The organism is Saccharothrix longispora (assembly GCF_031455225.1).
Lineage (GTDB): Bacteria > Actinomycetota > Actinomycetes > Mycobacteriales > Pseudonocardiaceae > Actinosynnema > Actinosynnema longispora.
In genome coordinates this window covers 6,131,488-6,156,131 of the sequence record NZ_JAVDSG010000001.1, presented here as the reverse complement: position 1 = coordinate 6,156,131, position 24,644 = coordinate 6,131,488, and the positions used below count along the sequence as shown (strand labels likewise).

General features: G+C 73.7%; 16 protein-coding genes. 15 read left to right on the top strand and 1 reads right to left on the bottom strand.

The annotated features are described in order from the left end of the window. A complete protein-coding gene (eccD, locus tag J2S66_RS25900; RefSeq protein WP_310309930.1) occupies positions 1 to 1,395 on the bottom strand; it encodes a type VII secretion integral membrane protein EccD in 1,395 nt (464 codons plus the stop codon). A 309-nt stretch (positions 1,396 to 1,704) separates the two neighbouring features. Here eccD and eccCa point away from each other — a divergent pair, with 309 nt between their 5' ends. The 15 genes from eccCa (at position 1,705) to J2S66_RS25825 (ending at position 24,635) form a co-directional block, all read left to right on the top strand. Next, positions 1,705 to 5,706 carry a type VII secretion protein EccCa gene (gene eccCa, locus J2S66_RS25895; RefSeq protein WP_310309929.1) on the top strand — a complete coding sequence of 1,334 codons (4,002 nt, stop codon included), beginning with the start codon at positions 1,705 to 1,707 and terminating at the stop codon, positions 5,704 to 5,706. A 398-nt stretch (positions 5,707 to 6,104) separates the two neighbouring features. Continuing rightward, positions 6,105 to 8,855, top strand: a complete 2,751-nt coding sequence (locus tag J2S66_RS25890) for an AfsR/SARP family transcriptional regulator (protein ID WP_310309928.1) — start codon at positions 6,105 to 6,107, stop codon at positions 8,853 to 8,855. 59 nt (positions 8,856 to 8,914) lie between these two features. Further along, positions 8,915 to 11,659: an AfsR/SARP family transcriptional regulator gene (locus J2S66_RS25885; protein WP_310309927.1), complete on the top strand. Its 2,745-nt coding sequence runs from the start codon at positions 8,915 to 8,917 to the stop codon at positions 11,657 to 11,659. Positions 11,660 to 11,697: 38 nt separating this feature from the next. Beyond that, on the top strand, positions 11,698 to 14,499 hold the full coding sequence (locus J2S66_RS25880) for an AfsR/SARP family transcriptional regulator (protein ID WP_310309926.1): 2,802 nt from the start codon (positions 11,698 to 11,700) through the stop codon (positions 14,497 to 14,499). Positions 14,500 to 14,570: 71 nt separating this feature from the next. After that, positions 14,571 to 16,406 (top strand): type VII secretion-associated protein, encoded by a 1,836-nt coding sequence (locus J2S66_RS25875; protein ID WP_310309925.1) that lies wholly within the window; start codon positions 14,571 to 14,573, stop codon positions 16,404 to 16,406. 80 nt (positions 16,407 to 16,486) lie between these two features. After that, on the top strand, positions 16,487 to 16,915 hold the full coding sequence (locus J2S66_RS25870) for a hypothetical protein (RefSeq protein WP_310309924.1): 429 nt from the start codon (positions 16,487 to 16,489) through the stop codon (positions 16,913 to 16,915). Between the two features lie 134 nt (positions 16,916 to 17,049). Then, positions 17,050 to 17,361, top strand: a complete 312-nt coding sequence (locus J2S66_RS25865; RefSeq protein ID WP_306743609.1) for a WXG100 family type VII secretion target — start codon at positions 17,050 to 17,052, stop codon at positions 17,359 to 17,361. Positions 17,362 to 17,434: 73 nt separating this feature from the next. Next, positions 17,435 to 17,725 (top strand): WXG100 family type VII secretion target, encoded by a 291-nt coding sequence (locus J2S66_RS25860; protein ID WP_310309923.1) that lies wholly within the window; start codon positions 17,435 to 17,437, stop codon positions 17,723 to 17,725. Between the two features lie 295 nt (positions 17,726 to 18,020). Then, positions 18,021 to 18,464, top strand: coding sequence for a 50S ribosomal protein L13 (gene rplM, locus J2S66_RS25855; RefSeq protein ID WP_306743607.1), 444 nt, complete (start codon positions 18,021 to 18,023; stop codon positions 18,462 to 18,464). After that, positions 18,461 to 19,117, top strand: coding sequence for a 30S ribosomal protein S9 (gene rpsI, locus J2S66_RS25850; protein WP_310309922.1), 657 nt, complete (start codon positions 18,461 to 18,463; stop codon positions 19,115 to 19,117). The genes rplM and rpsI overlap by 4 nt, the downstream gene beginning before the upstream one ends. 154 nt (positions 19,118 to 19,271) lie before the next feature. Then, a complete protein-coding gene (gene glmM / locus J2S66_RS25845) occupies positions 19,272 to 20,606 on the top strand; it encodes a phosphoglucosamine mutase (protein WP_310309921.1) in 1,335 nt (444 codons plus the stop codon). Between the two features lie 22 nt (positions 20,607 to 20,628). Further along, the gene (locus J2S66_RS25840) at positions 20,629 to 20,904 is read left to right on the top strand and encodes a hypothetical protein (RefSeq protein ID WP_310309920.1); all 276 of its coding nucleotides are present in this window, start codon (positions 20,629 to 20,631) and stop codon (positions 20,902 to 20,904) included. A gap of 157 nt (positions 20,905 to 21,061) precedes the next feature. Continuing rightward, positions 21,062 to 21,364, top strand: coding sequence for a hypothetical protein (locus J2S66_RS25835; RefSeq protein ID WP_310309919.1), 303 nt, complete (start codon positions 21,062 to 21,064; stop codon positions 21,362 to 21,364). Further along, entirely contained in the window at positions 21,364 to 24,171 is a 2,808-nt protein-coding gene (locus J2S66_RS25830; RefSeq protein WP_310309918.1) for a WXG100 family type VII secretion target, read from the top strand. Before J2S66_RS25835 ends, J2S66_RS25830 begins: the two co-directional genes overlap by 1 nt. Continuing rightward, positions 24,168 to 24,635 (top strand): hypothetical protein, encoded by a 468-nt coding sequence (locus J2S66_RS25825; protein WP_310309917.1) that lies wholly within the window; start codon positions 24,168 to 24,170, stop codon positions 24,633 to 24,635. Before J2S66_RS25830 ends, J2S66_RS25825 begins: the two co-directional genes overlap by 4 nt. The last annotated feature ends 9 nt before the right edge of the window (positions 24,636 to 24,644 follow it).

The window sequence follows — 24,644 nt, the reverse complement described above, 5'->3', positions numbered from 1 at the left end:
TCACGCGGGGATGAGCTGGCGCATGGCCACGTACAGGTCCATCACCGCCAGGGCGAGCGGGAGCACCGCCGCGATGAGGATGGCCTCCAGCACGTCGACCGTGCGGCGCAGCACCGGGGAGAACTTCTGGTGGGGGAAGATCACGCCGAGCACCAGCGCCAGCGCGCCGACCACCACGAGGGTGCCGAACACGTACAGCAGCCGGTCGCCGGGCGTGGAGCCGAGGAGCCAGCCGACCAGCACGCCCGCGCCCGCCACCATGCCGCTGGCCAGCAGCGCCACGGCCTGCGCGCCGTTGGCGTAGGAGCGGCCGCGCAGCAGCAGGACGAGGGTCACCACGATCGCCAGCAGCGGGCCCCAGACGGTGCCGTCGGAGGCGGCGATGACGCCGAACACCGCGGCGACGCCGCCGCAGCCGATGATCATGCCGGTCAGGTACTCGTGGGCGTTGGCCGTGCGGCGCTCGATGACGGAGTACTCCGGGAAGCCGGTGTCCTCCTTGAGGTCCTCGGCGCTGCCCGGCACGGTCGGCAGCGGCAGCTTGGCCAGCTGGATCGTCAGCCGGGGCAGCGTGGACAGCGCCGCGAGCGAGACGGCCGCGGTGGCCGCCGCGATGCCCTGGAGCGGGTGGTCGACGAAGATGCCGACGAGGAACGCCAGGCCGCTCAGCGCGCCCGCCGTCGCGGCCGCGATGAACACCGTGATGCCGCGGCCGATGAGCAGGATCGCCACCGACGCGAAGATCAGCACCAGCGCGCTGGCCAGCAGCAGGTTCGGCCGGCCGATGGGGCCCGGGACGGTGTAGAGGCCCGCCACGTACGCCATGGGCAGGCCGCCCGCGGCGGCGATGAGCACACCCGTGCCGGTCGCGTTGTAGGAGCGCGAGACGACCGCGCCCGCGGCCAGCGCGACGATCGCCACGACGCCCGCGCTGATCGCCGGCCCGAGGCTGCCGCCGCCGGCCAGCGGACCGGACAGCAGGACCGCGACGGCGGCCGTGATCAGGGACAGCGCGCCCGCGATGTGGCCGTAGCGGCGCGCGGTGTCCTTCGTCCACGGCCGGAAGCTGTCCGGGTCGGACTCGGCGATCGCGTCCACCACGTCGTCGTACAGCGGCGGCGGCGGGTTCTCGTTGCGCTTGCGCAGTTGCAGCAGCTCGCCGTCGACCACGCCCAGCGAGGCCAGCGTGCGGCTCGGGTCGAGCGGGCTGTCGCCCAGCTTGGCCAGGGCCCAGCCGCCGTGCCGCACGCCGCCGTCCGGAGTGGCCTCCTTGGCCATGTCCAGCAGCATCGGCAGCAGGTCGGCCACCGCGACGTCGGCGGGCAGCGCGACGTCGATACGCGTTCGCGGCGCAACCACCGTCACCCGGCTGAACACCGTCGTACCGGTCGCCACCAGCGCCCCCTAAGTCCTGATGAGTGTGTGCCGTGGGTCTCGCCCGACCCTATTCGGCCGGTCGGCGGTCCCGTCGGCCGCCCCGGCGGGAGCGGGCACGGCGGGAGCGGACCCAGTATGGCCTCACCGAATGACCCGGAAGTGCCGATCCGCACAACACGTGCGCAACACATCCGGCCGGCGGATTTCCCGGACCCACCGCCACGGGCCGTTTCGATGCGCAATAGTGTCGGTTGCTACTGGTCGGCGCGCGCACCCGCACGCGTGCCGAGAGGTGTTTTCGATCGAGTTTGAAGAGGTGCCTCTCAGGTGAGCACGCTGCAGTTCAAGCGCACGGCACGCCTCGCTGCTCCCCGCCCGCCCGGCGGTGAGGTCCACCTCGAACCGCCACCCGAGGTGCCGCGCGTCATCCCCGGCAACATCATGATGAAGGCGATGCCCGTCGTCATGATCGTGTCGTCCGTCGGCATGATGGTGCTGATGTTCAGCTACAGCGGGCGGAGCCCCGCTGCGATGATCATGCCGGGCATGATGCTGGTCTCGACCATCGGCATGATGGCCGGCGGCATGGGCGGCGGCAAGGGCCAGAAGAAGGCCGAGATGAACGAGGACCGCAAGGACTACCTGCGCTACCTCGGCCAGATGCGCGACCGCGCCCGCGAAGCCGCCAACGAGCAGCGCGCCGAGCGCGAGTGGGTCCACCCCGACCCCCAGATGCTGTGGTCCCTGGCCACGACCCGGCGCATGTGGGAGCGCCGGCAGAACGACCCGGACTTCTGCCACCTGCGCGCGGGCCGCGGCTCGCAGCGCCTGGCCACCCGCCTGGTGCCGCCGCAGACCGGCCCGGTCGAGGAGCTGGAGCCCATCGCGACGCTGGCGCTGCGCCGCTTCGTGCGCGCCCACTCGCTGGTGCCCGACCTGCCGATCTCGATCGCGCTGCGCGGCTTCGCCGCCGTCGGCCTGCTCGGCGGGATCGAGGAGAAGCGCGGCCTGGCCCGCGCCCTGCTCGCGCAGATGGCCACCTTCCACTCGCCGGACGACCTGCTGATCGCCGTCGTCACCACCGGCCGCACCAAGGCCGAGTGGGAGTGGATGAAGTGGCTGCCGCACGTGCAGCACCCGAACATCATCGACGGCATCGGCCAGATGCGGATGATGGCGAGCTCCCTCACCGAGGTCGAGCAGATGCTGGACGAGCAGCTGCGCGACCGCCAGCGGTTCACCCGCAACGCGCCGCCGCCCGCCGACCAGCCGCACGTCGTCATCGTGATCGACGACGGCGACGTCACCCGGGAAGAGCAGATCATCCTGGAGGAGGGCCTGGTCGGCGTCACGCTGCTCGACCTGTCCGAGTCCCTGGGCAACCTCACCGCCCGCCGCGGCCTGCGGCTGGTCATCGAGGACGGCAAGCTCGGCGCGCGCAGCGCGAGCGGCGTCGAGTGGTTCGGCGCGCCGGACTGGCTGAGCGTGGTCGAGGCCGAGGCGCTGGCCCGGCGGCTGTCGCCGTACCGGATCGGCGGCGTGGAGGCGGGCGGCGGCGACGAGGACCCGCTGTCGATGAGCAACAACCCGCCGCTGCTGGAGTTCCTGGGCGTCCCCGGCGACCCGATGACCTTCGACGTGCAGGGCGCGTGGCGGCCGAGGCCGGTGCGCGACCGCTACCGCGTGCCGTTCGGCATCGGCGAGTACGGCCAGCACGTCGAGCTGGACATCAAGGAAGCCGCGATGGAGGGCATGGGCCCGCACGGCCTGTGCATCGGCGCGACCGGTTCCGGCAAGTCCGAGTTCCTGCGCACGCTCGTGCTCGGCATGCTCGCCACGCACTCGTCGACGTCGCTCAACATGATCCTCGTCGACTTCAAGGGCGGTGCGACGTTCCTGGGCCTGGACAAGGCCCCGCACGTCGCCGCGACGATCACCAACCTGGCGGGCGACCTGACCCTGGTCGACCGCATGAAGGACGCCATCGCCGGCGAGGTGTCGCGCCGCCAGGAGGTCCTGGCCAAGGGCAACTACAAGAACGTCTGGGACTACGAGAAGGCCCGCGAGAACGGCGCCGACCTCGACCCGCTGCCCGCGCTGTTCATCTGCATCGACGAGTTCTCCGAGATGCTGACGGCCAAGCCGGACTTCATCGACATCTTCCTCCAGATCGGCCGCGTCGGCCGGTCCCTCCAGATGCACATGCTGCTGGCCTCGCAGCGCCTCGAAGAGGGCAAGCTGCGCGGCCTGGACACGTTCCTGTCCTACCGGATCGGCCTGAAGACGTTCTCCGCCGCCGAGTCGCGCGCCGCGATCGGCGTGCCGGACGCCTACGAGCTGCCGCCCATCCCCGGCTCGGGCTACCTGGGCGTGCAGGGTTCGCCGCTGACCCGGTTCAAGGCGCTGTACGTGTCCGGCCCGTACCGGCCCGCCGGCCTCCAGGTCGCGGGCCCGTCCGCGCCGGTGACCAGCGACAAGCGGCCGCGCTTCTTCGTGCCGGACTACATCGAGATCCCCAAGGAGCCGGTCAGGCCGCTCGAACCGGTCAAGCAGGAGAAGAAGGAGGACTCCAACGAGCCCAGCGAGCTGGAGGTCATCGTCGAGCGACTGGTGGGCCAGGGCCCGCCCGCGCACGAGGTGTGGCTGCCGCCGCTGAACGAGCCGCCGTCGCTGGACACCCTCCTGCCGCCGCTCCAGGCGACCGAGGACCGCGGCCTCACCGCGCCCGGGTTCTTCGCCAACGGCAAGCTCCAGCTGCCCCTCGGCGTGGTCGACAAGCCGTTCGAGCAGCGGCGCGACCTGCTGTGGGCGGACTTCTCCGGTGCGGCCGGCCACGGCGCGATCGTCGGTGGCCCGCAGTCGGGCAAGTCGATGATGCTGCGGACCCTGATCACGTCGATGGCGTTGACGCACACGCCCGAGGAGGTGCAGTTCTACTGCCTCGACCTCGGTGGCGGCACGCTCGCCGCGATGGAGAACCTGCCGCACGTCGGTGGCTTCGCCTCCCGCCTGGACGTCGACAAGGCGCGGCGCATGGTGGCCGAGCTGTCGGGCCTGATCTCGGAGCGCGAGCAGCGGTTCCGGGCGCAGGGCATCGACTCGATGGTCGAGTTCCGCAACCGCAGGCGGCGCGGCGAGATCCGCGACGACCTGTTCGGCGACGCGTTCCTGATCGTCGACGGCTGGATGAACTTCCGGCAGGAGTTCGAGGCGCTGGAGCCGATGGTCCAGGCGCTCACCGCGCAGGGCCTGTCCTACGGCGTGCACGTGGTCGTGTCGGCGAACCGGTGGGCGGAGATCCGGCCCGCGATGAAGGACCTCCTGGGCACCCGCTTCGAGCTGCGCCTCGGTGACCCGAGCGAGTCGGACGTGGACCGCAAGGTCGCCGTCAACATCCCGGCCGGTCGGCCGGGCCGCGGCCTGTCGCCGCAGAAGCTGCACTTCCTCACGGCGCTGCCGCGCATCGACGCGTCCTCGGACGCGGAGAGCGTGTCCGCCGGCGTGCAGGACATGATGGCCAAGGTCAACGCGTCCTGGCGCGGGCGCCGCGCGCCGCAGGTCCGCCTGCTGCCCGACGTGCTGCCGTACGCCGACTTCGTGAACCAGGTCCAGCAGCTCAACCCGAACCGCGGCCACCTGGTGCCGATCGGCGTCAACGAGGACGCGCTGGCGCCGGTCTACCTGGACTTCGACGCCGACCCGCACTTCATGTCGCTGGCCGACGGCGAGTCCGGCAAGACGAACCTGCTGCGCACCATCGTGCGCGGCATCATGAACAGCTACACCTCGGCCGAGGCGCTGATCATGCTGGTCGACTACCGGCGCACCATGCTCGGCTACATCGAGACGGACCACCTGCTGTCCTACGCCGTGTCGTCGGCCCAGCTCACGGACATGATCAAGGACGTCCGCGGTTCGATGACCGGCCGCCTGCCCGGCCCGAACGTCACCCAGGAGCAGTTGAAGAACCGCTCGTGGTGGAAGGGCCCGGAGCTGTTCATCGTGGTCGACGACTACGACCTGGTGGCGCCGCAGGGCGGCCAGAACCCGCTCGCGCCGCTGGCCGAGTTCATCCCGCAGGCCAAGGACGTCGGGTTGCACATCGTGGTGGTCCGCCGCATGGGTGGCGCCTCGCGGGCGCTGTTCGACCCGATCCTCGGCAAGCTCAAGGAGCTCTCGGCCCCGTTCCTCGTCGGGTCCGGCTCGAAGGAGGAGGGCTCGGTCGTCGGCAACCTCAAGCCGTCGCCGCAGCCGCCGGGTCGGGGCACGCTGGTGACCCGCAAGTTCGGCCAGCAGCGCATCCAGGTGTCCTGGATCGACCCCGAGTGAGTCGTCGCTGACGGTGGGGTCCCGGTGGGACCCCCACCCGCGCACGAGTACGGCCCGCGGCCCGTCCGGCGGGCGATCGCCGAACAGGTCGCGGGCCGTCCCGGTCCCCGCGGGGGTAGCCCCCCACCAGCGCGAACGGCGATACCCCCCGTGCCCCTCACCGCCGTTCCCGCGTCCCGCGGTGGACCTGCGCCCACTGTGCCGCACGGCCCTCACACTCGGCTCACACGAGGCTCGGCCGACCCCTGACGCCGGTCGGCTCCGGGTGTGGCGGTGGACACGTCCCAGTGTGCCGAGGCCCCCTCACACTCCGCTCACGGCACCCTCACCCCCCGGTGGGCCGGTCCGACCCGGTCGGCGTACGCGCGCCACGCCGCCCGTCGCGGTAGACATTCGGGGTGGCTGCCCATCGGAACCCGAGGAGACCGGAAATCCGGTTCGCGGTGCTCGGCCCGCTGGAGGTGCGGCACGGTGACCGGGAGGTGGCCGTGCCCGGTGGCCGGGCCCGCGCACTGCTCGCCGCGCTCCTGCTGCGCGCCGACCGGACCGTGCCGGTCGAGGACCTCGTGGCGCGGCTGTGGAACGGCGACGCGCCCGCCCCGCGCAGGGCGAAGGCGACGCTCCAGATGGTCGTGACGCGCCTGCGGCAGGCACTCGGTGAGGCGAACGTGGTGCGCACCACCGCGAACGGCTACGCGGCGGAGGTGCCGCCGGGCGCGCTGGACCTGCACGTGTTCCGCGAGCTGGCCGCGGGGGGCGAGTACGCGGCGGCGCTGCGGCTGTGGCGCGGCACGCCGGTGGCGGACGTGGCGTCGCCCGTGCTGCGCCGCGAGGACGTGCCACCGCTGCTGGAGGAGCACCTGGTGGTGCTGGAGCGGCGCATCGAGGCCGACCTGGAGGCCGGTGGCGGCGATGAGCTGGAGGAGGAGCTGCGCGGGCTCGTCGCGCGGTACCCGTTGCGGGAGCGGTTCTGCGCCCTGCTGATGACGGCCCTGGCGCGGTCGGGACGGCGGACCGAGGCGCTCGCCGCGTACGCGGCGCTGCGCGCCCGGCTGGTCGACCGGCTGGGTGTCGAGCCCGGCCCGAACCTCCAGCGGCTGCACCGGGAACTGCCGGCGCCACGCCCGGTCGCGCCCCGCCGGCTGCCGCCGCGCACCGGGTTCTTCGTGGGCCGCCGCGCCGAGCTGGCCGCGCTGGACGGGCTGCTGGACGTCGACGCGGGCACCGCCGTGGTCGCCGCGATCGGCGGCACCGCGGGTGTCGGCAAGACCGCGCTCGCCGTGCACTGGGCGCACGAGGTGGCCGACCGGTTCCCCGACGGCCGGCTCTACGCGGACCTGCGCGGGTACGACCCGACCGCCGACCCGGTGCGGCCGGACGAGGCGATCCGGCACTTCCTGGACGCGCTGGGCGTGGACCGCGACCGGGTCCCGGTCGGCCTGGACGCGCGGGCCGCGCTGTACCGGACGGTCCTCGCCGACCGGCGCGTCCTCGTGCTGCTGGACAACGCGCGCGACAGCGAGCAGGTGCGCCCGCTGCTGCCCGGCGGCACGGCGCCGCTCGTGCTGATCACCAGCCGCAACGACCTAAGCGGCCTGGTGGTGCGCGAGGGCGCCGTGCCGCTGTCGCTCGACCTGCTCGACGAGCCGGAGGCGCGGGCGCTGCTGGAGCGGCGGATCGGGTCGGTCGGGCGGGCCGCCGAACCGGCCGCGCTCGACTCCCTGGTGGCGCACTGCGCGGGCCTGCCGCTCGCGCTGGCCATCGTCGCCGCCCGCGCCGCGGCCGACCCGGACCTGCCGCTGGGCGCGCTCGCCGCCGAGCTGGCCGACGAGCGGACCCGGCTGGCCGCGCTGGACGCCGGCGACCCGGCCACCGCGGCGCGCGCGGTGTTCTCCTGGTCGTGCCGCCGGCTGAGCGAGTCGACCGCGCGGGTCTTCCGCCTGCTCGGCCTGCACCCCGGCCCGCACGTGACGCCCGCCGCCACCGCGAGCCTCGCGGGCGTGGGCACGCCGGCGGCGAAGGAGGCGCTGCGCGAGCTGGTGCGCTCCCGGCTGATGTCCCAGCCGGCGCCCGGCCGGTACGCCTTCCACGACCTGACCCGCCTCTACGCCGCCGACGAGGCGCGCGAGCACCACGACGAGGGCGAGCGGCGCGCCGCCGTGCGCGGCCTGCTCGACCACCTGCTGCACAGCGCCGACCGGGCCGACCGGCTGCTCCACCCGCAGCGCGACCCCGTCGCGCTGGTGCCCGCAGACCCCGGCGCGGTCCCCGTCGAGCCGGCCGACCACCGCGCCGCGCTGGCGTGGTTCGCCACCGAGCACCCGGTCCTGGTCGGTGCGGTGGAGCTGGCGCACGAGGAGGGGTTCGACGCGCACGCGTGGCAGCTCGCGTGGACGGTCGCCACGTACTTCCAGCGCCAGGGCCACTGGCGCGACCAGCTCGCCACGCAGCAGGTCGCGCTGGCCGCGGGCCTCCGGCTCGGCGACCTCGACGCGCAGGTCAGGGCGCACCGCAACATCGGCCTCACCGGCATCAAGACCGGCGACCTGGACGGCGCGGCCCGGCACTACGGGCTGGCGCTGGAGCTGTCCTCCCGGCTGGGCGACGACTTCGGCCGCGCCCGCGCGCACCGGGGCCTGGCGGCGGTGCACGAGCGGCGCGGCCGGTACGAGGACTCGCTGCGCGAGTGCGCGAGCGCCCTGGAGCTGTTCCGCGGGTCGGGACGGCGGGCGGCCGTGGCGGGCGCGCTGAACGCGGTGGGCTGGTTCCACAGCCTCCTGGGCGACCACGACGCCGCGTTGGCGCACTGCCGGGAGGCGCTGTCCGCGTTCCGCGAGCTGGGGGACCTGTTCGGCCAGGCCGGCGCCCTGGACAGCCTCGGCCACGCGCTGCACCACTCCGGGCGGCACGACGAGGCGGTGGCCCGGTTCCGCGAGGCCGTGGAGCTGTGGCGCGACACCGGCGCGAAGGACGAGGAGGCCCGCACGTCGCGCCGGCTCGGCCACGCCGAGCGGGACCGCGGCGACGTGCCCGCCGCCCTGGCCGCGCTGGAGCGGGCGGCGGAGCTGTTCGACGGCCTCGACCCGGCGGAGGCCGCCGCGGTGCGCGAGGAGGTCGACCGGCTGTCGCCGGCCCGTCACGGCAGGTGATCCCACGGGTAGACTGGCGGTGGTCGTTCCGGGACGGGTCGCCGGTGGGGGAGGGCTCGTTGACTGCTGAGTTCGGGGTGCTCGGCCCCCTGTCCGTCCGGTACTCGGGGACCCCGGTGACCGTGCCCGCGGGCAAGGCGCGCGTGCTGCTGGCCTCGCTGCTGCTGCGCGCGGGCGAGGTCGTGCCGGTGGACGACCTCGTGGCCCGGCTGTGGGACGGCGGCGCGCCCGACCCGTCACGGGCACGCGCCACGCTGCACATGACCGTCACCCGGCTGCGCCAGGCGCTCGGCGCGGCGAACGTGGTCCGCACCGCGCCCGGCGGGTACGTCGCCGAGGTCGCCCCCGACGCCCTCGACCTGCACCGCTTCCGGTCGCTCGTGCGGCGGGGCCGGTACGCCGAGGCGTTGGCGCTGTGGCGCGGCGAGCCGCTGTCCGACGTGCGGTCCGACGTGCTGCACGCGGAGGACGTGGCGCCGCTGCACGAGGAGCGCACCGCCGCGCTGGAGCACCGCGTCGAGGCCGACCTCGCCGCCGGCGCCGCCCGGGACCTGGTGGCCGAGCTGCGCTCGCTGGTCCGGCTGCACCCGCTGCGGGAACGCCTGCACGGCCAGTTGATGCTCGCGCTGTACCGGTCTGACCGGCAGGCCGAGGCGCTGGCCGCCTACCGCGCCGCGCGCCGGGTGCTGGCCGCCGAACTGGGCGTCGAACCGGGCCCGGCGCTGCGGGAGCTGCACGAGCGCATCCTGATCGCCAACCCCGACCTGGCGCCCGCGCCGCCAGCCCGGTCGGAGCCGGTCGCCGTGCCCCACCTGCTGCCCGCGCGCAGCCCGCACTTCGTGGGCCGGGAGGACGAACTGGCCGAGCTGTCCGCGCACGCCCGGCGCGCGGCGGGCCCGGGGCTCGTCGTGATCAGCGGCACGGCGGGCGTCGGCAAGACGACGGTGGCCGTGCACTGGGCCAACCAGGTCGCCGACTCCTTCCCCGACGGCCGGCTGTACGTGAACCTGCGCGGCTTCGACCCGACCGGTGAACCGGTGCCGACCGGCGAGGCCGTCCGCGGTTTCCTCGACGCGTTCGAGGTCCCGCCCGCCCGCATCCCGGCCACCACCGAGGGCCAGCTCCGGCTGTACCGGGACGCGGTCGGCGACCGGCGGCTGCTGATCGTGCTGGACAACGCCCGCGACGTCGAGCAGGTGCGCCCGCTGCTGCCCGGCGGTTCGCGCTGCTTCGTCGTCGTCACCAGCCGGGACCGGCTGGCCGGGCTGTGCGACACCGAGGGCGCCCACCCGCTCACCCTCGACATGCTCGACGACGCCGAGGCGCGCACCCTGCTCGCCCGCAGGCTCGGCCGGGACCGCCTGGAGCAGGACGAGGCCGCGACGGACGCCCTGGTCGGGCACTGCGCGGGCCTGCCGCTGGCGCTGGCCGTGGTGGCCGCGCGCGCCGCCGTGAACCCGCACTTCCCGATCGGCCTGGTCGTCGAGGAGCTGGCCGACGAGCAGGACCGGCTCGACTTCCTCGACGCGGGCGACCCGGACGCGAGCGTCCGCAACGTCTTCTCCTGGTCCTACCGGCACCTGGGCCCGGCCGCGGCCCGGCTGTTCCGGCTGCTCGGCAGGCACCCCGGCGTGACGCTGTCCACGCCCGCCGCCGCCGCGCTGGCCGGCGTGCCGCTGCCCGGGGCGGTCGCCGCGATCGAGGAGCTGACCCGCGCGCACCTGCTGTTCGAGCACGGCCCCGACCGGTACTCCACCTACGACCTGCTGCGCTGGTACGCGGCGGAGCTGTCGGCCGCCGAGGACGCCGACGCCGACGAGGCGGCCGACCGCGTCCTCAACTGGTACCTGCACACCGGCCACCGGGCCAAGCGGTGGATGACGTCGGACTACGTCGAACCCGGGCTGCCGGTGCTCGACGGCGTGCGGCCGGAGGAGTTCGACTCGTTCGAGGCCGCCACCGCGTGGTTCGAGGCCGAGCACCTGAACTTCGTGCTGCTGGCGCGCGCCGCCGCCGACCGCGGCCGGTGCGAGTACGTGCCGCAGATGTCGGTCGTCTCGTGGAACTTCCTCAACACCCGGTCGAAGTGGGCCGAGATCCTGTCGCTCGGCCGGCTGGGCGTCGAGGCGGCCCGGCGCCTCGGCGACGCGCACGCGGAAACGGTGACCCGCATCAACCTGAGCAGCGTGTGCGGCAGGCTCGGCCGGTTCGACGAGTCGATCGCGCACTCGACGCGGTGCGTGGAGCTGAGCGAGGCGCACGGCGACGACCGCATCCTGCGCAAGGCCCTCAACAACCTCGGCATGGCGCACAGCGCGACCGGCCGCAACGACCTGGCCGTCGACTGCCTGCTGCGCGCCCTGGAGATCTGCCACCGCCAGGAGGGCAGGCCGGGGGAGAGCATCCTGCTGGACACCCTCGCCACGATCCACCGCGCCGACGGCGAGCGCGAGCGGGCGCTGGAGTGCCTGGAACGCGCGCTGGACCTCAACCTCGGCGCGGGCGACCGCTACTCGGCCGGCATCAACCTCGCCAACCTGGGCCTGATCCACCTGGAACTGTCCGACCCGGACGCCGCGGCGCTCGCGCTGGACCGCTCCCTGGAGCACAGCCGGGCCGTCGGCGACCGCCACAACGAGGCGCTCGCGCTGACCCGCCTGGGCGACGTCCGGCACGCGGCGGGCGACACCGCCACCGCCCGCCGCCACTGGCGCGACGCGCTCGTCGTCTTCCGCGAGCTGGGCGCGCCGGAGATGCGCGAGCCCGGCGAGCGCCTGCTCGCCCACGGCACGTCCGTCGGGTGAGGCCGCCCGTTCGTAGGATGGGGCGCGGGGAGGGGTTCGTGATCAGGTTCAACGTGCTCGGACCGCTGGAGGCGTGGTACGGGGCCGAGCCCGTGGCGGTTCCCGCGGGCCGCGCCCGCGTGCTGCTCGCCACCCTGCTCCTGCGCGCCGGCCGACCGGTGACGGCGGAGGAGCTCGTCGACCGCCTGTGGGACGGCGGCGCACCCAACCCGGACCGCGCGAGGGCCACCCTCCAGATGGTCGTCCGGCGGCTTCGCCAGGCCTTGGGCCCGGCGAACGTGGTGCGCACGACCACCGGCGGCTACCTCGCCGACCTCCCGCCCGACGCCCTGGACCTGCACCGCTTCCGCGCCCTGGCCGAGCGGGGGAGCTTCGCCGAGGCGCTGCGGCTGTGGCGCGGCAGACCGCTGTCGGACGTGCCGTCGGAGGTCCTGCACCGCGACGACGTCGAGCCGCTGCTGGAGGAGCACCTGGCGGTGCTGGAGCGGCGCGTCGACGTGGACCTGGCGGCCGGCCGCACCGACGGGCTCGTCCCCGAGCTGCGCGCGCTGACCCGCGAGCACCCGCTGCGCGAGCGGTTCCGCGGCCAGCTGATGCTGGTCCTGGCGGGCTCCGGTCGACAGGCCGAGGCGCTGGCCGAGTACGCGGCCGCACGGGCCGTGCTCGCGGACGAACTGGGCGTCGAACCGGGTCCCGCGCTGAGGGCGCTGCACGCCGACCTGCTCGCCGGGGACGGCCCGTCGGGCAGGTCGCGCGACCACCTGCCGCGCGACCTGCCCGACTTCACCGGTCGGGCGGAGGAGCTGGCGGAGGTCGCGCGGGTCGCCGACCGCGGGCTGGTCTGCGTCGTCGACGGCATGGCGGGCGTCGGCAAGACCGCGTTCGCGGTGCACGCGGCGCACCTGCTCGCCGACCGCTACCCCGACGGCCGGTTCTGCATCGACCTGCACGGCTACACCGACGGGCGGGCGCCGCGCGAACCGGCCGACGCGCTCGCCGTGCTGCTGTACTGCCTCGGCGTGCCGCGCGAACGCGTCCCGGTCGACCTCGACGAGCGGATCGCCCTGTGGCGCGCGGAGACGGCCACCCTGCGCGCCGTCGTGGTGCTCGACAACGCGTTCGACGCGGCCCAGGTCCGCGAGCTGCTGCCGACCTCGACCGACTGCCTGGTGATCATCACCAGCCGCCGCAGGCTGGTCGGGCTCGACGGCGGCCAGGCCCTGTCCTTGCCGGTCCTGCCCCGCGCCGTGGCGGCCGATCTCTTCCGGCGGTTGGCGGACCGCGCGGCGATCGACGACGCCGCCCTCTCCGACCTGGTCGACATGTGCGACCGGCTCCCGCTGGCGATCCGGCTGGCGGCGGCCCGGCTCAACCACCGCACGTCGTGGACCGCCGAGCACCTGGCCGACCGGATGCGCGACGAGCGGTCGCGGCTGCGGGAGCTCGCGGTGGACGACCGGGACGTCGCCTCGGCCTTCGCGGTGTCCTACCGCACCCTCGACGACGTCCGGCGGCGCGTGTTCCGGGCGTTGGGTCGCCACGTCGGCGAGGACGTCGACCGGTACTCAGGCGCGGCGCTCGCCGACCTGCCCGTGCCGGTGGTCGACGAGGCGCTGGGCGCGCTGGTCGAGGCCAACCTGGTGGAGGAGCCGCATCCCGGCCGGTTCCGGCTGCACGACCTCGTCCGCCAGTTCGCCCAGCAGACCGCCCGGAGCGCCGCCGAGGCCGGCGACGACGCGGTGCCGCGCCTGCTCGACTACTACCTGGCGGCGGTGCACGCCGGTGACCAGGCGCTCTACCCGAACCGGCCGCGCCTGGCCGTGCGCACGCCGCCCGCGACGGTGGAGCTGCCCGCGTTCACCCAGGTCGCGGAGGCCGTCGACTGGTTCGAGTCGGAACGCGAGAACATCGCCGCCGCCGTCCGGCACGCCGCCCGCGCCGGGTTCGACGAGCACGCCTGGCAGCTGCCCTACCTGCTGTGGGGCTTCTACTACCACGGCGGCCACGTCGCCGACTGGATCGAGACCCACCGGATCGCCTTGGACGTGACGACCCGGCTGGGCGACGATCGGGTGCGGGCTCGCGTTTTGAGCGGGCTCGCGGGCGGCCACTGGGCGTGCGGGCAGAACGAGGAGGCCCTGGACCTGTACCTGGAGGCGCACGCGCTGATGGAGGCAGGCGGGGAGTTCGAGCCGGCGTCCGTCCTGCTGGGCAACATCTGTGCGGCCCTCGACCACCTCGGCCGCGTCGAGGAAGGGCTGGAGCACGCCGAGCGCGGGATGCGGCTCCAGCGGGAGCTGGGCTACACCCGGCAGCTCGCCTCGACCATGCGGAACGCGGCATCGGCGATGAACCGCCTCGGTCGGGGCGAGGAGGCCGTCGAGCTGTACGCGGAGGCGGTCGAGGTGAGCAGACGGGCGGGCAACCTCCACCAGGCGGCCACCGTGCTCATCGAGGCGGCCCGCGCGTTGAGCGCCCTCGCCCGGCACGACGAGGCGCTCGACGCGGCGGTCGAGGGCCTGCGCGAGCTGGAGTGCCAGGCGGACGCCACCGCCACCGCGGAGGCCGCCTGCGTCGTGGGGAACGTGCACCTGAGGGCGGGGCGGCTCGACGAGGCGATGGAGTACTTCCACCGGACCCTCGGCACGCTCGACCAGGCCACCATCCCCTGGGAGCACGCCGCCGCGCTGACCGGTATCGCGGAGGGCCTCGACCGCCGGGGCGACCGGTCCGCCGCCGTCGCCCACCTGCGCCGCGCGATCGACCTCTACGACCGGTTGGGTGGCGATCGCGCCGACGAGCTCAGGGCCCGCCTGCGGCGCTGGGATGAGCCGGGTTAGCCGACGGGCGGCCCGCGCCGTGGGGTATGCATATGCGGGCAGGCGGACCCCGGCCGACGAGGGGATGACGGATGACCTTGCACGTGGCGGTGGACTTCGGCACGTCCAGCACCTGCGTCGCCATGTCGCTGAACGGCCGGGAACCGCAGGTCGTGGTCGTCGACGGTCAGCCGATCGTGCCCTCCGCCGTGTTCGCCGCGGCCGACGGGACGCTGTTCGTCGGGCAGGAGGCGGAGCGGCAGGCGGCCGTGGACCCGGCTCGCTACGAGCCCCACCCGAAGCGCCGGGTCGACGAGGGTGAACTGCTGCTCGGCACGTCCGTGCTGCCGGTCGTGGACGTGGTGCGCGCCGTGCTGGCGCGGGCCGTGGACGAGGCGCGGCGGGTCGCGGGCGGCGCGCCGGTCGACCTGCTCGTGCTCACCCACCCCGCCGACTGGGGCGCCATCCGCACCCGCGTGCTGCTCCGGGCCGGGCGCGGGTTGGGCCGGGACGTCCGGCTGGTGCCGGAGCCCGTCGCGGCGGCCGTGTTCCACTCCGCGTCGCACGCCGTCCGGGACGGCGCGGCGCTGGCCGTGCTCGACCTCGGCGGCGGCACGGCGGACGCGAGCGTGGTGGTCCGCCGGGGCGGGGCGTTCCAGGTCCTCGCGACCAAGGGCGATCCCGGCTTCGGCGGCGCGGACGTCGACCAGGCGCTGCTGGAGCACATCGGCTCGCTCGTCGCGCCCGGCGACCCGGAGGCGTGGCGGCAGCTCGTCGAGGGCCGCGAGCTGATCGACCGCCGGCGTCGGCGGGTGCTGCGGCAGGACGTGCGGGGCGCGAAGGAGACGCTGTCCCGGCACGCCTACACCGACGTGCCGATGCCGCCGCCGTTCCCCGACGCGCACGTCACCCGCACCGACCTCGAACGCCTGGTCACCACCCCGCTCACCCGGGCCGCCGCGCTGGTGGTCACGGCCGTGCGCGACGCCGGCCTGGAACCGCGCGGGCTCGCGGGCGTGTTCCTCGTGGGCGGGTCGAGCCGCATCCCGCTGGTGGCCCGGCTCGTGCTGGAGCAGTCCGGGGTGGTGCCCACGAGCATCGACCAGCCGGAGACGGTGGTCGCGCGCGGCGCGCTGCGGGCCGTGCGGGTGGACCCGCTGCGCACCGGGGCGATCCCGCCGCCGGGCCAGGGCGACGTGACGCAGAAGATCATCGGCGACCGGACCCGCAAGATCACCCGGAAGATCACCGCGCCGTCGCCGCCGGCCGGCTTCCCCCGGCCCGTCCACTTCGGACCGCCGCCGCTCCCGCCGCCGCCGCCACCCCGGCGCGGGCGGAACCGCCTGCCGCTGGTCGTGCTCGGCGCCGTGGTCGTGCTCGCGGCCGTCGGCGGGTCCGTGGCGTACGCGCTGAGCCGGGACGGCGACGGCGGCACCGCGCAGCCGACGAGCACCACCACCACCACGACGACGTCCTCCGCCGCGACGTCCTCCTCGGCGGGCAAGACGATCGCCCAGTACGACTACAGCTTCACCGCGCCGGTCGGCTGGCAGCAGACCGGCGGCCAGGTCGAGACCCGCAAGGTGCTGCTCAAGCCCGACTCGGCGGACCTCGACCTGGACGTCATCGCGGTGCAGGAGCAGAAGCTGGCCTACGACGCCACCGCCGACCGCGCCCGCGCCGAGACCGAGCTGCGCACGCTGTACGACCAGGGCGCGAACCTGTCCGGTTTCGACGCTTCAGCCGGTTTCGCGGGCAAGGATGTCGTCTACTACCGGGAAGCGGCGGGCGCGGCGACCATCGAGTGGTACGTGCTGTTCGAGGGCTCGGTCCAGGTCAGCGTCGGGTGCCAGTACCCGGAGGACGGGCGCGACCGGGTCCGACCCGCGTGCGAGCAGGTCGTGCGCACGCTCACCGTGACCGGTTAGACCGTGACCAGCCGTACCGTGACCAGCCAGACCGCGACCGGGCCGCGCCCCGGCCGGCCGAACACCGCGTGGGGGTTGTGATGACCGGCATCCCGGAGGCCGTGGCCAGGTTCCGCTCGGACCTCGACGCGGCGGTGACCAGGGCCCGCCGCGCCGCCGCCGAGGCGGGCGCGAGGACCGCCGCCCAGCGCGACCGGAACCGGGAGCTGGCCGAGCGGGCGCGCGAGCGGCGCGTGCGGCCCGACGGGCACGCCCCGACGTCCTCGGACGTCCAGCGCGTCGCCACCGGGTTCCGCGAGCACCGGGGGTTGCCGGTCGAGGAACTGCCCACCGGTGTGGAACTGCTCACTCCGCCGGTGGAGAAATCGCGCGAGCAAACGGACGCGAATGCAAATCCGGTTCCTTCGCCGCCGTTCTCGGGTTCTCGTCCGGCGGCGGGTCCCAGCGGCCAACTCCCGTCCCGCACCGACGATGACGAGGACTTTTCGCAAGCGCGAATCCTCTACTGACCCGAAGGTGCGTTTACTACCGCAACTACTTCGGAGGAAGTCGCGACACGGCGGAACCGTTCGTGGGAGGGTCTGCGTCGGAAGAGGCGTACGGACCAAGAACGCCTGATCGACGACCTAGGGGGTCACGCCCGATGAGCGGTTACGCAACCGGTGTTCCGGAGCTCCAGAACGCGGCTACCGACATCATGAACGTGAACGACCAGACCCAGGCCACGCTGAACCAGCTCCGCAACACGATCGACGCCGTGAGCGGTGCGTGGCGGGGTAGCGCGGCCGACGCGTTCAAGAACCTGATGGACCGCTTCAACACCGACGCCGCGAAGCTCCAGGAGGCGCTCGTCTCCATCGCCGAGCAGATCAGCGGCGCGACGCAGACCTACGTGCAGCAGGAAGAGGAGCAGGCCGCGGAGATGTCGAACATCATGGGTCGCCTCGGCGGCTGATGTTTTCCCCCGCGTTTTCCTCAGCTTCACCGGTAATACCTCTTCTGCTTGATACGACTTCCGAGGGGAAATCATGAACGACGAGATCAAGGTTGACTTCGGCGCGCTGTCCACGGCCGCCGGCGACATCCAGGGCCAGGCCAGCCAGGTGCAGCAGCAGCTCGACGAGCTGAAGGACCGCATCAACCCGGTCATCGCCCAGTGGCAGGGTGCGTCGTCCGACGCGTACAACGTCGCGCAGAACAAGTGGAACGAGTCGGCCGCCGGCCTCCAGCAGGTGCTCGCCGCCATCGGTACCGCCGTCGCCTCCGCGAACGACGCGTACAACGCGGCGGAGCGGAAGAACGAGGGCCGCTGGGGCTGAGTCCGGCCCCACCGCGCATCGCGGGCCCCGGGACCCACGTGGTCCCGGGGCCCGCGCACGTGTGACCCGCACCACCCCGGCCGCTCGCGGGCGACGTCCGCGAGCGGTTCCGGAACCGGGTTGACCGGGGGCCGTTTTGACCGCCCCGATCCCACCCGGTATCTTCCTACGTTGTTGTGCGGTACCCGGTGTGCACCATGCGCGCCTCGTGTTCTGGTCCTCTGCCCACCTGGGGTCTCTGGCCTGAGCAACCGCCGCAATGACCCCAGACGCAAGTTGACGACGAGGTAGACCCGTGCGCACGTACAGCCCGAAGCCCGGCGAGGTGACCCGAGCCTGGCACGTGATCGACGCCCAGGACCTGGTGCTCGGTCGGCTCGCCACCCAGGCCGCGACGCTGCTGCGCGGCAAGCACAAGCCGACTTACGCCCCCCACGTTGACACCGGTGACTTCGTCATCGTCATCAACGCGGACAAGGTGGCGTTGACCGGCAAGAAGCGTGATCAGGAGTTCGTGTACCGGCACTCCGGCTTCCCGGGCGGCCTGCGCCAGCGCTCGTTCGGCGAGGTGCTCGACACCCGCGCCGACCGGCTGGTCGAGAAGGCGATCAAGGGCATGCTGCCCAAGAACCGCCTCGGCCGCGCGATGGCCGGCAAGCTCAAGGTCTACACGGGCCCGAACCACCCGCACGCTGCGCAGCAGCCGCAGCCGTACGAGATCAAGAAGGTCGGCCAGTGACCGAGCCGCAGCAGACCGAGGACACCGACGTGACGACCCCTGAGGCCGAGCTCGACGCCGTCGAGACCGACGCCGACGAGACCGCCCCCGAGGCTGTCGAGGGCACCGAGGCCGACGCCACGGAGGCCGGCGACGCCGAGGCCACCGACGCCGTCGACGCCGACGCCGACGTCGTCGAGGCGGAGGGTGACGCCGACGCCGAGGGCGCCGACGACACCGACGCCGAGGCCGCGACCGTCGTGCGCCACACCCTGAACGCGGGTGCGCACCACCTCGCGCAGACCGTCGGCCGCCGCAAGCAGGCGATCGTCCGCGTGCGGCTCCTCCCCGGCACCGGCAAGTTCACCCTGAACGGGAAGTCGATGGACGACTACTTCCCGAACAAGGTGCACCAGCAGCTCATCCGCGAGCCCCTGGTGACGACGGAGAAGCCGGAGACGTTCGACGTCATCGCGACCCTGCGCGGCGGCGGCACCACCGGCCAGGCCGGTGCGCTGCGCCTCGCGATCGCGCGTGCGCTGATCGCCGTCGACTCCGAGGACCGCCCGGTGCTGAAGAAGGCCGGCTTCCTCACCCGTGACCCGCGGGTCAAGGAGCGGAAGAAGTACGGTCTGAAGAAGGCCCGCAAGGCGCCTCAGTACAGCAAGCGCTGACCCCACCCGGGTCCGCGAGCACCACCCCGCGGGAGCAGCCAGTTCTTCGTTCTTCGTCGAACTGCTGCTCCCGCGGTGTTTTTTCCAGCGAGAGTCCTGTCAGTCCGTTCCGCCAGCCCAGTGTTGCGCACTTCACGTGGAGGTCACGGCGATCATGCCCCGCCTGTTCGGTACCGACGGCGTACGCGGTCTCGCCAACGCGGACCTGACCCCCGAGCTGGCGCTGGCGCTGGCCGCTTCCGCGGCGCGCGTGCTGGCCGAGCACGACCGGTCGCACCGCCCGGTCGCCGTGGTCGGCCGGGACCCGCGCGCCAGCGGCGAGATGCTGGAGGCGGCCGTGGTGGCGGGTCTCACGTCGGCGGGCGCGGACGTGCTGCGCGCGGGCGTGCTGCCCACGCCGGCCGTGGCCTACCTGGTGTCCGCGCTGGGCGCCGACGTCGGCGTGATGATCTCCGCGTCGCACAACCCGATGCCCGACAACGGCATCAAGCTCTTCGCCGCGGGCGGGCACAAGCTGCCCGACGCGGTCGAGGACGAGATCGAGCAGAAGATGGGCGAGCGCCCGTACCGCCCGACCGGCGCCGGCATCGGCCGGGTCCGCGACATCGAGGACGCCGAGGGCCAGTACGTGCAGCACCTGGTCAAGGTGACGCCGCACCGACTGGACGGCCTGAAGGTCGTCGTGGACTGCGCGCACGGCGCCGCGTCCGTCGCCGCGCCGGACGCCTACCGCCGCGCGGGCGCCGAGGTCGTGGAGATGCACTGCGCGCCGAACGGCCTGAACATCAACGACGGCGTCGGGTCGAACCACGTTGCGCTGCTGCGCGCCGCCGTCGTGGAGCACGGCGCGGACCTGGGCATCGCGCACGACGGCGACGCGGACCGCTGCGTGGCGGTCGACGCCGACGGCAACGACCTGGACGGCGACCAGGTGATGGCCGTGCTGGCGCTGGGCATGAAGGAATCCGGTGAGCTGACCGACGACACGCTGGTCGCCACCGTCATGAGCAACCTGGGCCTGCACATCGCGATGCGCGAGCACGGCATCGCCCTGAGGACCACGGCCGTGGGCGACCGGTACGTGCTGGAGGAGCTGCGCGCGGGCGGGTTCGCGCTCGGCGGCGAGCAGTCCGGGCACGTCATCCTGCCCGCGCACGCCACCACCGGCGACGGCCTGTTGACCGCGCTGCGCCTGATGGCCCGCATGGCCGAGACGGGCAAGCCGCTGGCCGAGTTGGCGTCGGTGATGCACCGGCTGCCGCAGGTGCTGCTGAACGTCGTCGTGGCCGACAAGGCCGCGGTGGCGACGGACGCCGCCGTGAAGGAGGCCGTGGCCGCCGTGGAGGCCGAGCTGGGCGACACCGGCCGGGTGCTGCTGCGCCCGTCGGGCACCGAGCAGCTGGTCCGGGTGATGGTGGAGGCGGCGACGCACGAGCTGGCCGAGTCCGCCGCGCAGCGCCTCGCCGGTGTGGTTTCCTCGGTGCACTGACGTCTCACGCCCGGGGGTCCGCATGGTGCGGTTCGGTTACGCCTCGATGGCGATCATCGCGCTGGTGGTGATCGCCGTCGTCGTGCTCGTGGTGGTGCTGGTGAAGAAGGGCCGGAACAGGCCCGGTCCCCAGCCGCCGCACGGGCACCCCGGTCAGCCCCACGGGCAGCCGTACGGCCCGCCGCAGGCAGGTCCGCCGTACGGCCCGCCGGGACAGGCAGGTCCGCCGTACGGCCCACCGCCCGGCCGGCCGCCGTACCCGCCCGGTCAGCCGCCGCAGCCGCCCCGGCAGGGGTGACCCACCCGGTCGTCCACACGTGCGACGAGACCGGAAAGGCGTCCGGGCAGTCGCGCGAGCTGCCACGATGGGAACCACGAGCCGCACGCCCGCGTCGTACCGGGCGAGTCGGTCGAGAGGGTCGTGGCCTTCGTGCCACGGAGGGGAGTGGATCGCCGTGGCCGGTTACGGCACCAGTACCGAGGCGATGCGTAAAGCCTCGAAGGGCATTTCCGATGCCGCCAAGGACACGGCCGACGAGCTGAAGAAGGTCGGCCAGACCGAGACGATCTCCCGCGACTTCGGCGAGGCGCACCAGCAGCACTTCGCCAAGTACAAGACGGGGATCGACAACTTCGGCAAGGGCATCGCGAACATGACCGGCGTGCTGGCCGGGTTCGCCGGGAAGATCGGCTCCGGCGCCGCGACCTACGACGACGTCGAGTCCACCAACGCGGGCAACGTGGGGAGCCAGTACTGATGGCGACGCCGAGCTGGGACGACGTCAAGGCGGTCCTCGACGACCCGAACGTGTCGGAGGACAAGAAGGCGGAGCTGATGCACGCCTACGTCTCCGACACCGCGCCGTGGAACATCCCCGACGACGCCAACGCCTACAAGGACCGCTACGACACCTCCAGCTTCTGGAACTGGGGCGACGGCGCGTCCGCGGACGACGGCCTCCAGAGCCGCTACGACGAGGCCAAGGCCGAGGGCGAGTCCAACAGCTACAACTCCCGCGAGCAGACCAAGGCGGTCGAGGACGGGCAGGCGTCCCTGGACGGCTCGCAGGCCCCCACCTCGGCCGGCACCGGCGTGAAGCTGTCCGACGAGCTGTTCGACGCGGGCAAGGCGGGCCTGAAGGTCTTCGAGAAGTTCGAGCCCATCTGGAACAACCGGCCCGGCGACTGCGTCGGCAACACGCACTCGCTGAACATGGCCGAGCACGTCAACAGGCCGTACGACGAGCAGCGGGGGATCAACTTCCACAAGCTGCTCATGGAGGCCGACGAGTTCAGCGGCGCGAAGTCCCGCGTCGACGAGATGAAGTCGGACGTGGACACGCAGCTCAACGCCCTGTACGGCGAGTGGGACGGCGCGGCGTCCCAGGCGTCGCGGGAGCACTACAGCGGTGAGATCGTGCCGAAGATCACCGAACTGGGTGACGCCCTGAACGGGGCCGCCGAGCTGACCCGCACCGCCGTCAGCGGCGTGTACGAGCTGTGCAAGGGCAAGGCCGACGAGGTGCTCGGCATGTACCGGGAGCAGATCGGCCAGGCGGACACGTTCATGGCGGAGAAGGTCGTCTCGTTCGCGCGCGGCGAGGGCGACTACTCCAAGGACCGGGTGCTGGAGATCGCGGGCTGGGTCGACTCGAAGACCGGCAGCAACATCGCGGACCGCATCCACTCCGACGACTGCTCGCTGAACGACGAGAACCGCGACTACGCGATCAACCAGTGCAAGAAGTGGATCAGGGACTCGTTCAACACCGAGTTCTGGGCCCTCTACGAGCAGTTCAAGCAGTGCTGCGCGGAGACGAAGACCTCCGTCGACGCGCAGTGGGACACCCTCGCCAACTACATGGCCGAGTTCGAGAGCCCGTTCCCCGAGCCCTCGTCGGGGCAGGGTGACGACGGCACCGGCACGGGCGGCGACGGCACCGGCGGCGGCACCGGCACCGGTGGTGGTGGCGGCACGGGGTCGGGCGGCGGCACGGGTGCCGGCGGCGGTGGCGGCATGCCCAGCGGCGGTGGCGGCAGCGGGAGCGGTGGTGGCGGCGCCATGCCGGAGATCCCGAAGCCGGAGAACCCGCTCGACAAGGACGGCGACGGCAAGCCCGACGGGATCGAGGTCCCGGGCGACACCGACGGGGACGGCAAGCCCGACGACCTCGACGGCGACGGCAAGCCGGACGACCAGCAGGGCGGCAAGCCCGACGGCCTCAAGGGCGAGGAGGAGAACCCCGAGACCGTCACCATCAAGAGCGGCGACAACGAGATCAGGATCACCGAGCCGGACGCGAACGGCCACGTGAGGATCACCGTCGACACGCCGCAGAGCGAGCCCAAGACCTACGACGTCGACTTCAGCGACAACCCCGACGCGCTGAAGGCCCTGATGGGCCAGAACGGCGGCACGGCGCTGGCCGGCGCGCTGGCGGGCGCCACCCCGGTGTCCGGCGGCGGCGTGCCGGGCGGGTCGCAGGCCGGCGCGGCCAGTGCCCTGTTCGCCGCGGCCGAGGACGGCGGCCGAGCGGGCGCGGACGGCGCCATCCCGATCGAGGCCGGCGCGGACGGCAAGGCGCTGATCGAGCTGGACGGCCTGGCCATCACGGCCGAGGTCGACCCGCTGACCGGTGAGATCAACCTGACCGTGGACGACGGCGACGGGTCGCCGGAGCAGTACGGCGTGGAGTTCGGCGAGGACACCCCGGACTCCGGTTCGGACGCGGCGGTCATGCCCGACCTGCCGAGCGCGGACCGGCCCGGCGACGTGACCACGATGCCCGCGCCGGCCGAGCCGCTGATCGGTCAGCCCGCACCCGCCTTCACCGCGCCGGAGCCGGTCGCGGTGCCGGCTCCGGACGGCGGCTTCACCGAGCCCCAGGGCACGCCGGCCGGCAGCGGGTTCGCCGGCGGCTTCACCGAGCCGCAGGGCGCGCCGGTGCCGGTCGCCGACGGCGGCGCGGCCGGTGGTGCGGTCGGGGGCGGCGGGTTCGCGGGCGGCTTCACCGAGCCCTCGGGCGCGCCCACGCCCGCCGCCGGTGTCCCGCTGCCCGCCGGCGGTGGTGGTCCCGGCGGTGGCGGTGGGTTCGGCGGCTTCGGCGCCGGGCCCGCGTTCGACGGCCCCGGCCAGTACAACACCGAGGGCACCACGTCCACGTCCGGCGCGTCGGTGCTCGGCGGCGGCCCGAGCGGCTTCAACGGGGCCGACTCGGTGCTCGGCGGCTCGTCGTCCGGTTCGGACGGCACGTGGAGCGCCCCGAACTCGGCCGACCAGGGCCTGGCGGCGGACACCAACGCCTCCCAGGCGGGCCAGGCCGGTTCGGCGACCCTGCCGTCCATGCACGACGGCAGCACCGCGGGCCAGCCGGGCGGTTCGGCCGTCGGCGGCGGCATGATGGGCGGCATGGCCGGCGGGATGCCCGCCGCCGGCGGCCAGCAGGGCGGCGGCGGCGACAACGAGCGCAGCAGCCCCGGGCAGTGGCGCACGACCGGCTCGCTGTTCGACGACGACGTCGCCCTCAGCCGGGTCCAGGGCGTGCTGGGTGAGGAGCGCCGATGAGCGTCGCGTCGGAGAGGTTGGCCGCGGCCAAGAGCCGCCTGGACGAGATCTCGCGGGAGCACGCCGACCGGCGTGAGCTGCGGGAACGGCGTTCGCGCGAGGCCAAGGAGAAGGCCGCCGACAGCTTCTCGAAGCAGGGGCAGGTCGCGCAGAAGGTCGTCGAGCGCATCGAGGAGACCGAAGCGCGCCGGAAGGCCGCCGGCGGTTGGGGCACGCAGGCCGCCACGGAGAAGAAGCCGGGCGAGTTCCGCTTCGGCGCCGAGGACGACGAGCCGACCTACGAGGCGCCGGCACCGGGCACCACGTGGACCACGCCCGCGCCGACACCCCCGACCACGCCGTTCCCCGCGGTGGCGGCCCCGGTTCCGCCGCCCCCGCCGCCGCCCGCGGTGAGGCCGGCTCCCCGGCGTCCCGCGCCGGTGGACGACGACGAGGACTTCGGCGGGCAGAGCTGGTTGACGTGAGGCGTGCGA

Excerpts from the sequence above, each read along its gene's own strand:
- J2S66_RS25875 (WP_310309925.1), top strand. The coding sequence starts at position 14,571 with ATGACCTTGCACGTGGCGGTGGACTTCGGCACGTCCAGCACCTGCGTC.
- J2S66_RS25870 (WP_310309924.1), top strand. The coding sequence starts at position 16,487 with ATGACCGGCATCCCGGAGGCCGTGGCCAGGTTCCGCTCGGACCTCGAC.
- J2S66_RS25865 (WP_306743609.1), top strand. The coding sequence starts at position 17,050 with ATGAGCGGTTACGCAACCGGTGTTCCGGAGCTCCAGAACGCGGCTACC.
- J2S66_RS25860 (WP_310309923.1), top strand. The coding sequence starts at position 17,435 with ATGAACGACGAGATCAAGGTTGACTTCGGCGCGCTGTCCACGGCCGCC.
- glmM (WP_310309921.1), top strand. The coding sequence starts at position 19,272 with ATGCCCCGCCTGTTCGGTACCGACGGCGTACGCGGTCTCGCCAACGCG.
- J2S66_RS25840 (WP_310309920.1), top strand. The coding sequence starts at position 20,629 with ATGGTGCGGTTCGGTTACGCCTCGATGGCGATCATCGCGCTGGTGGTG.
- J2S66_RS25830 (WP_310309918.1), top strand. The coding sequence starts at position 21,364 with ATGGCGACGCCGAGCTGGGACGACGTCAAGGCGGTCCTCGACGACCCG.
- J2S66_RS25825 (WP_310309917.1), top strand. The coding sequence starts at position 24,168 with ATGAGCGTCGCGTCGGAGAGGTTGGCCGCGGCCAAGAGCCGCCTGGAC.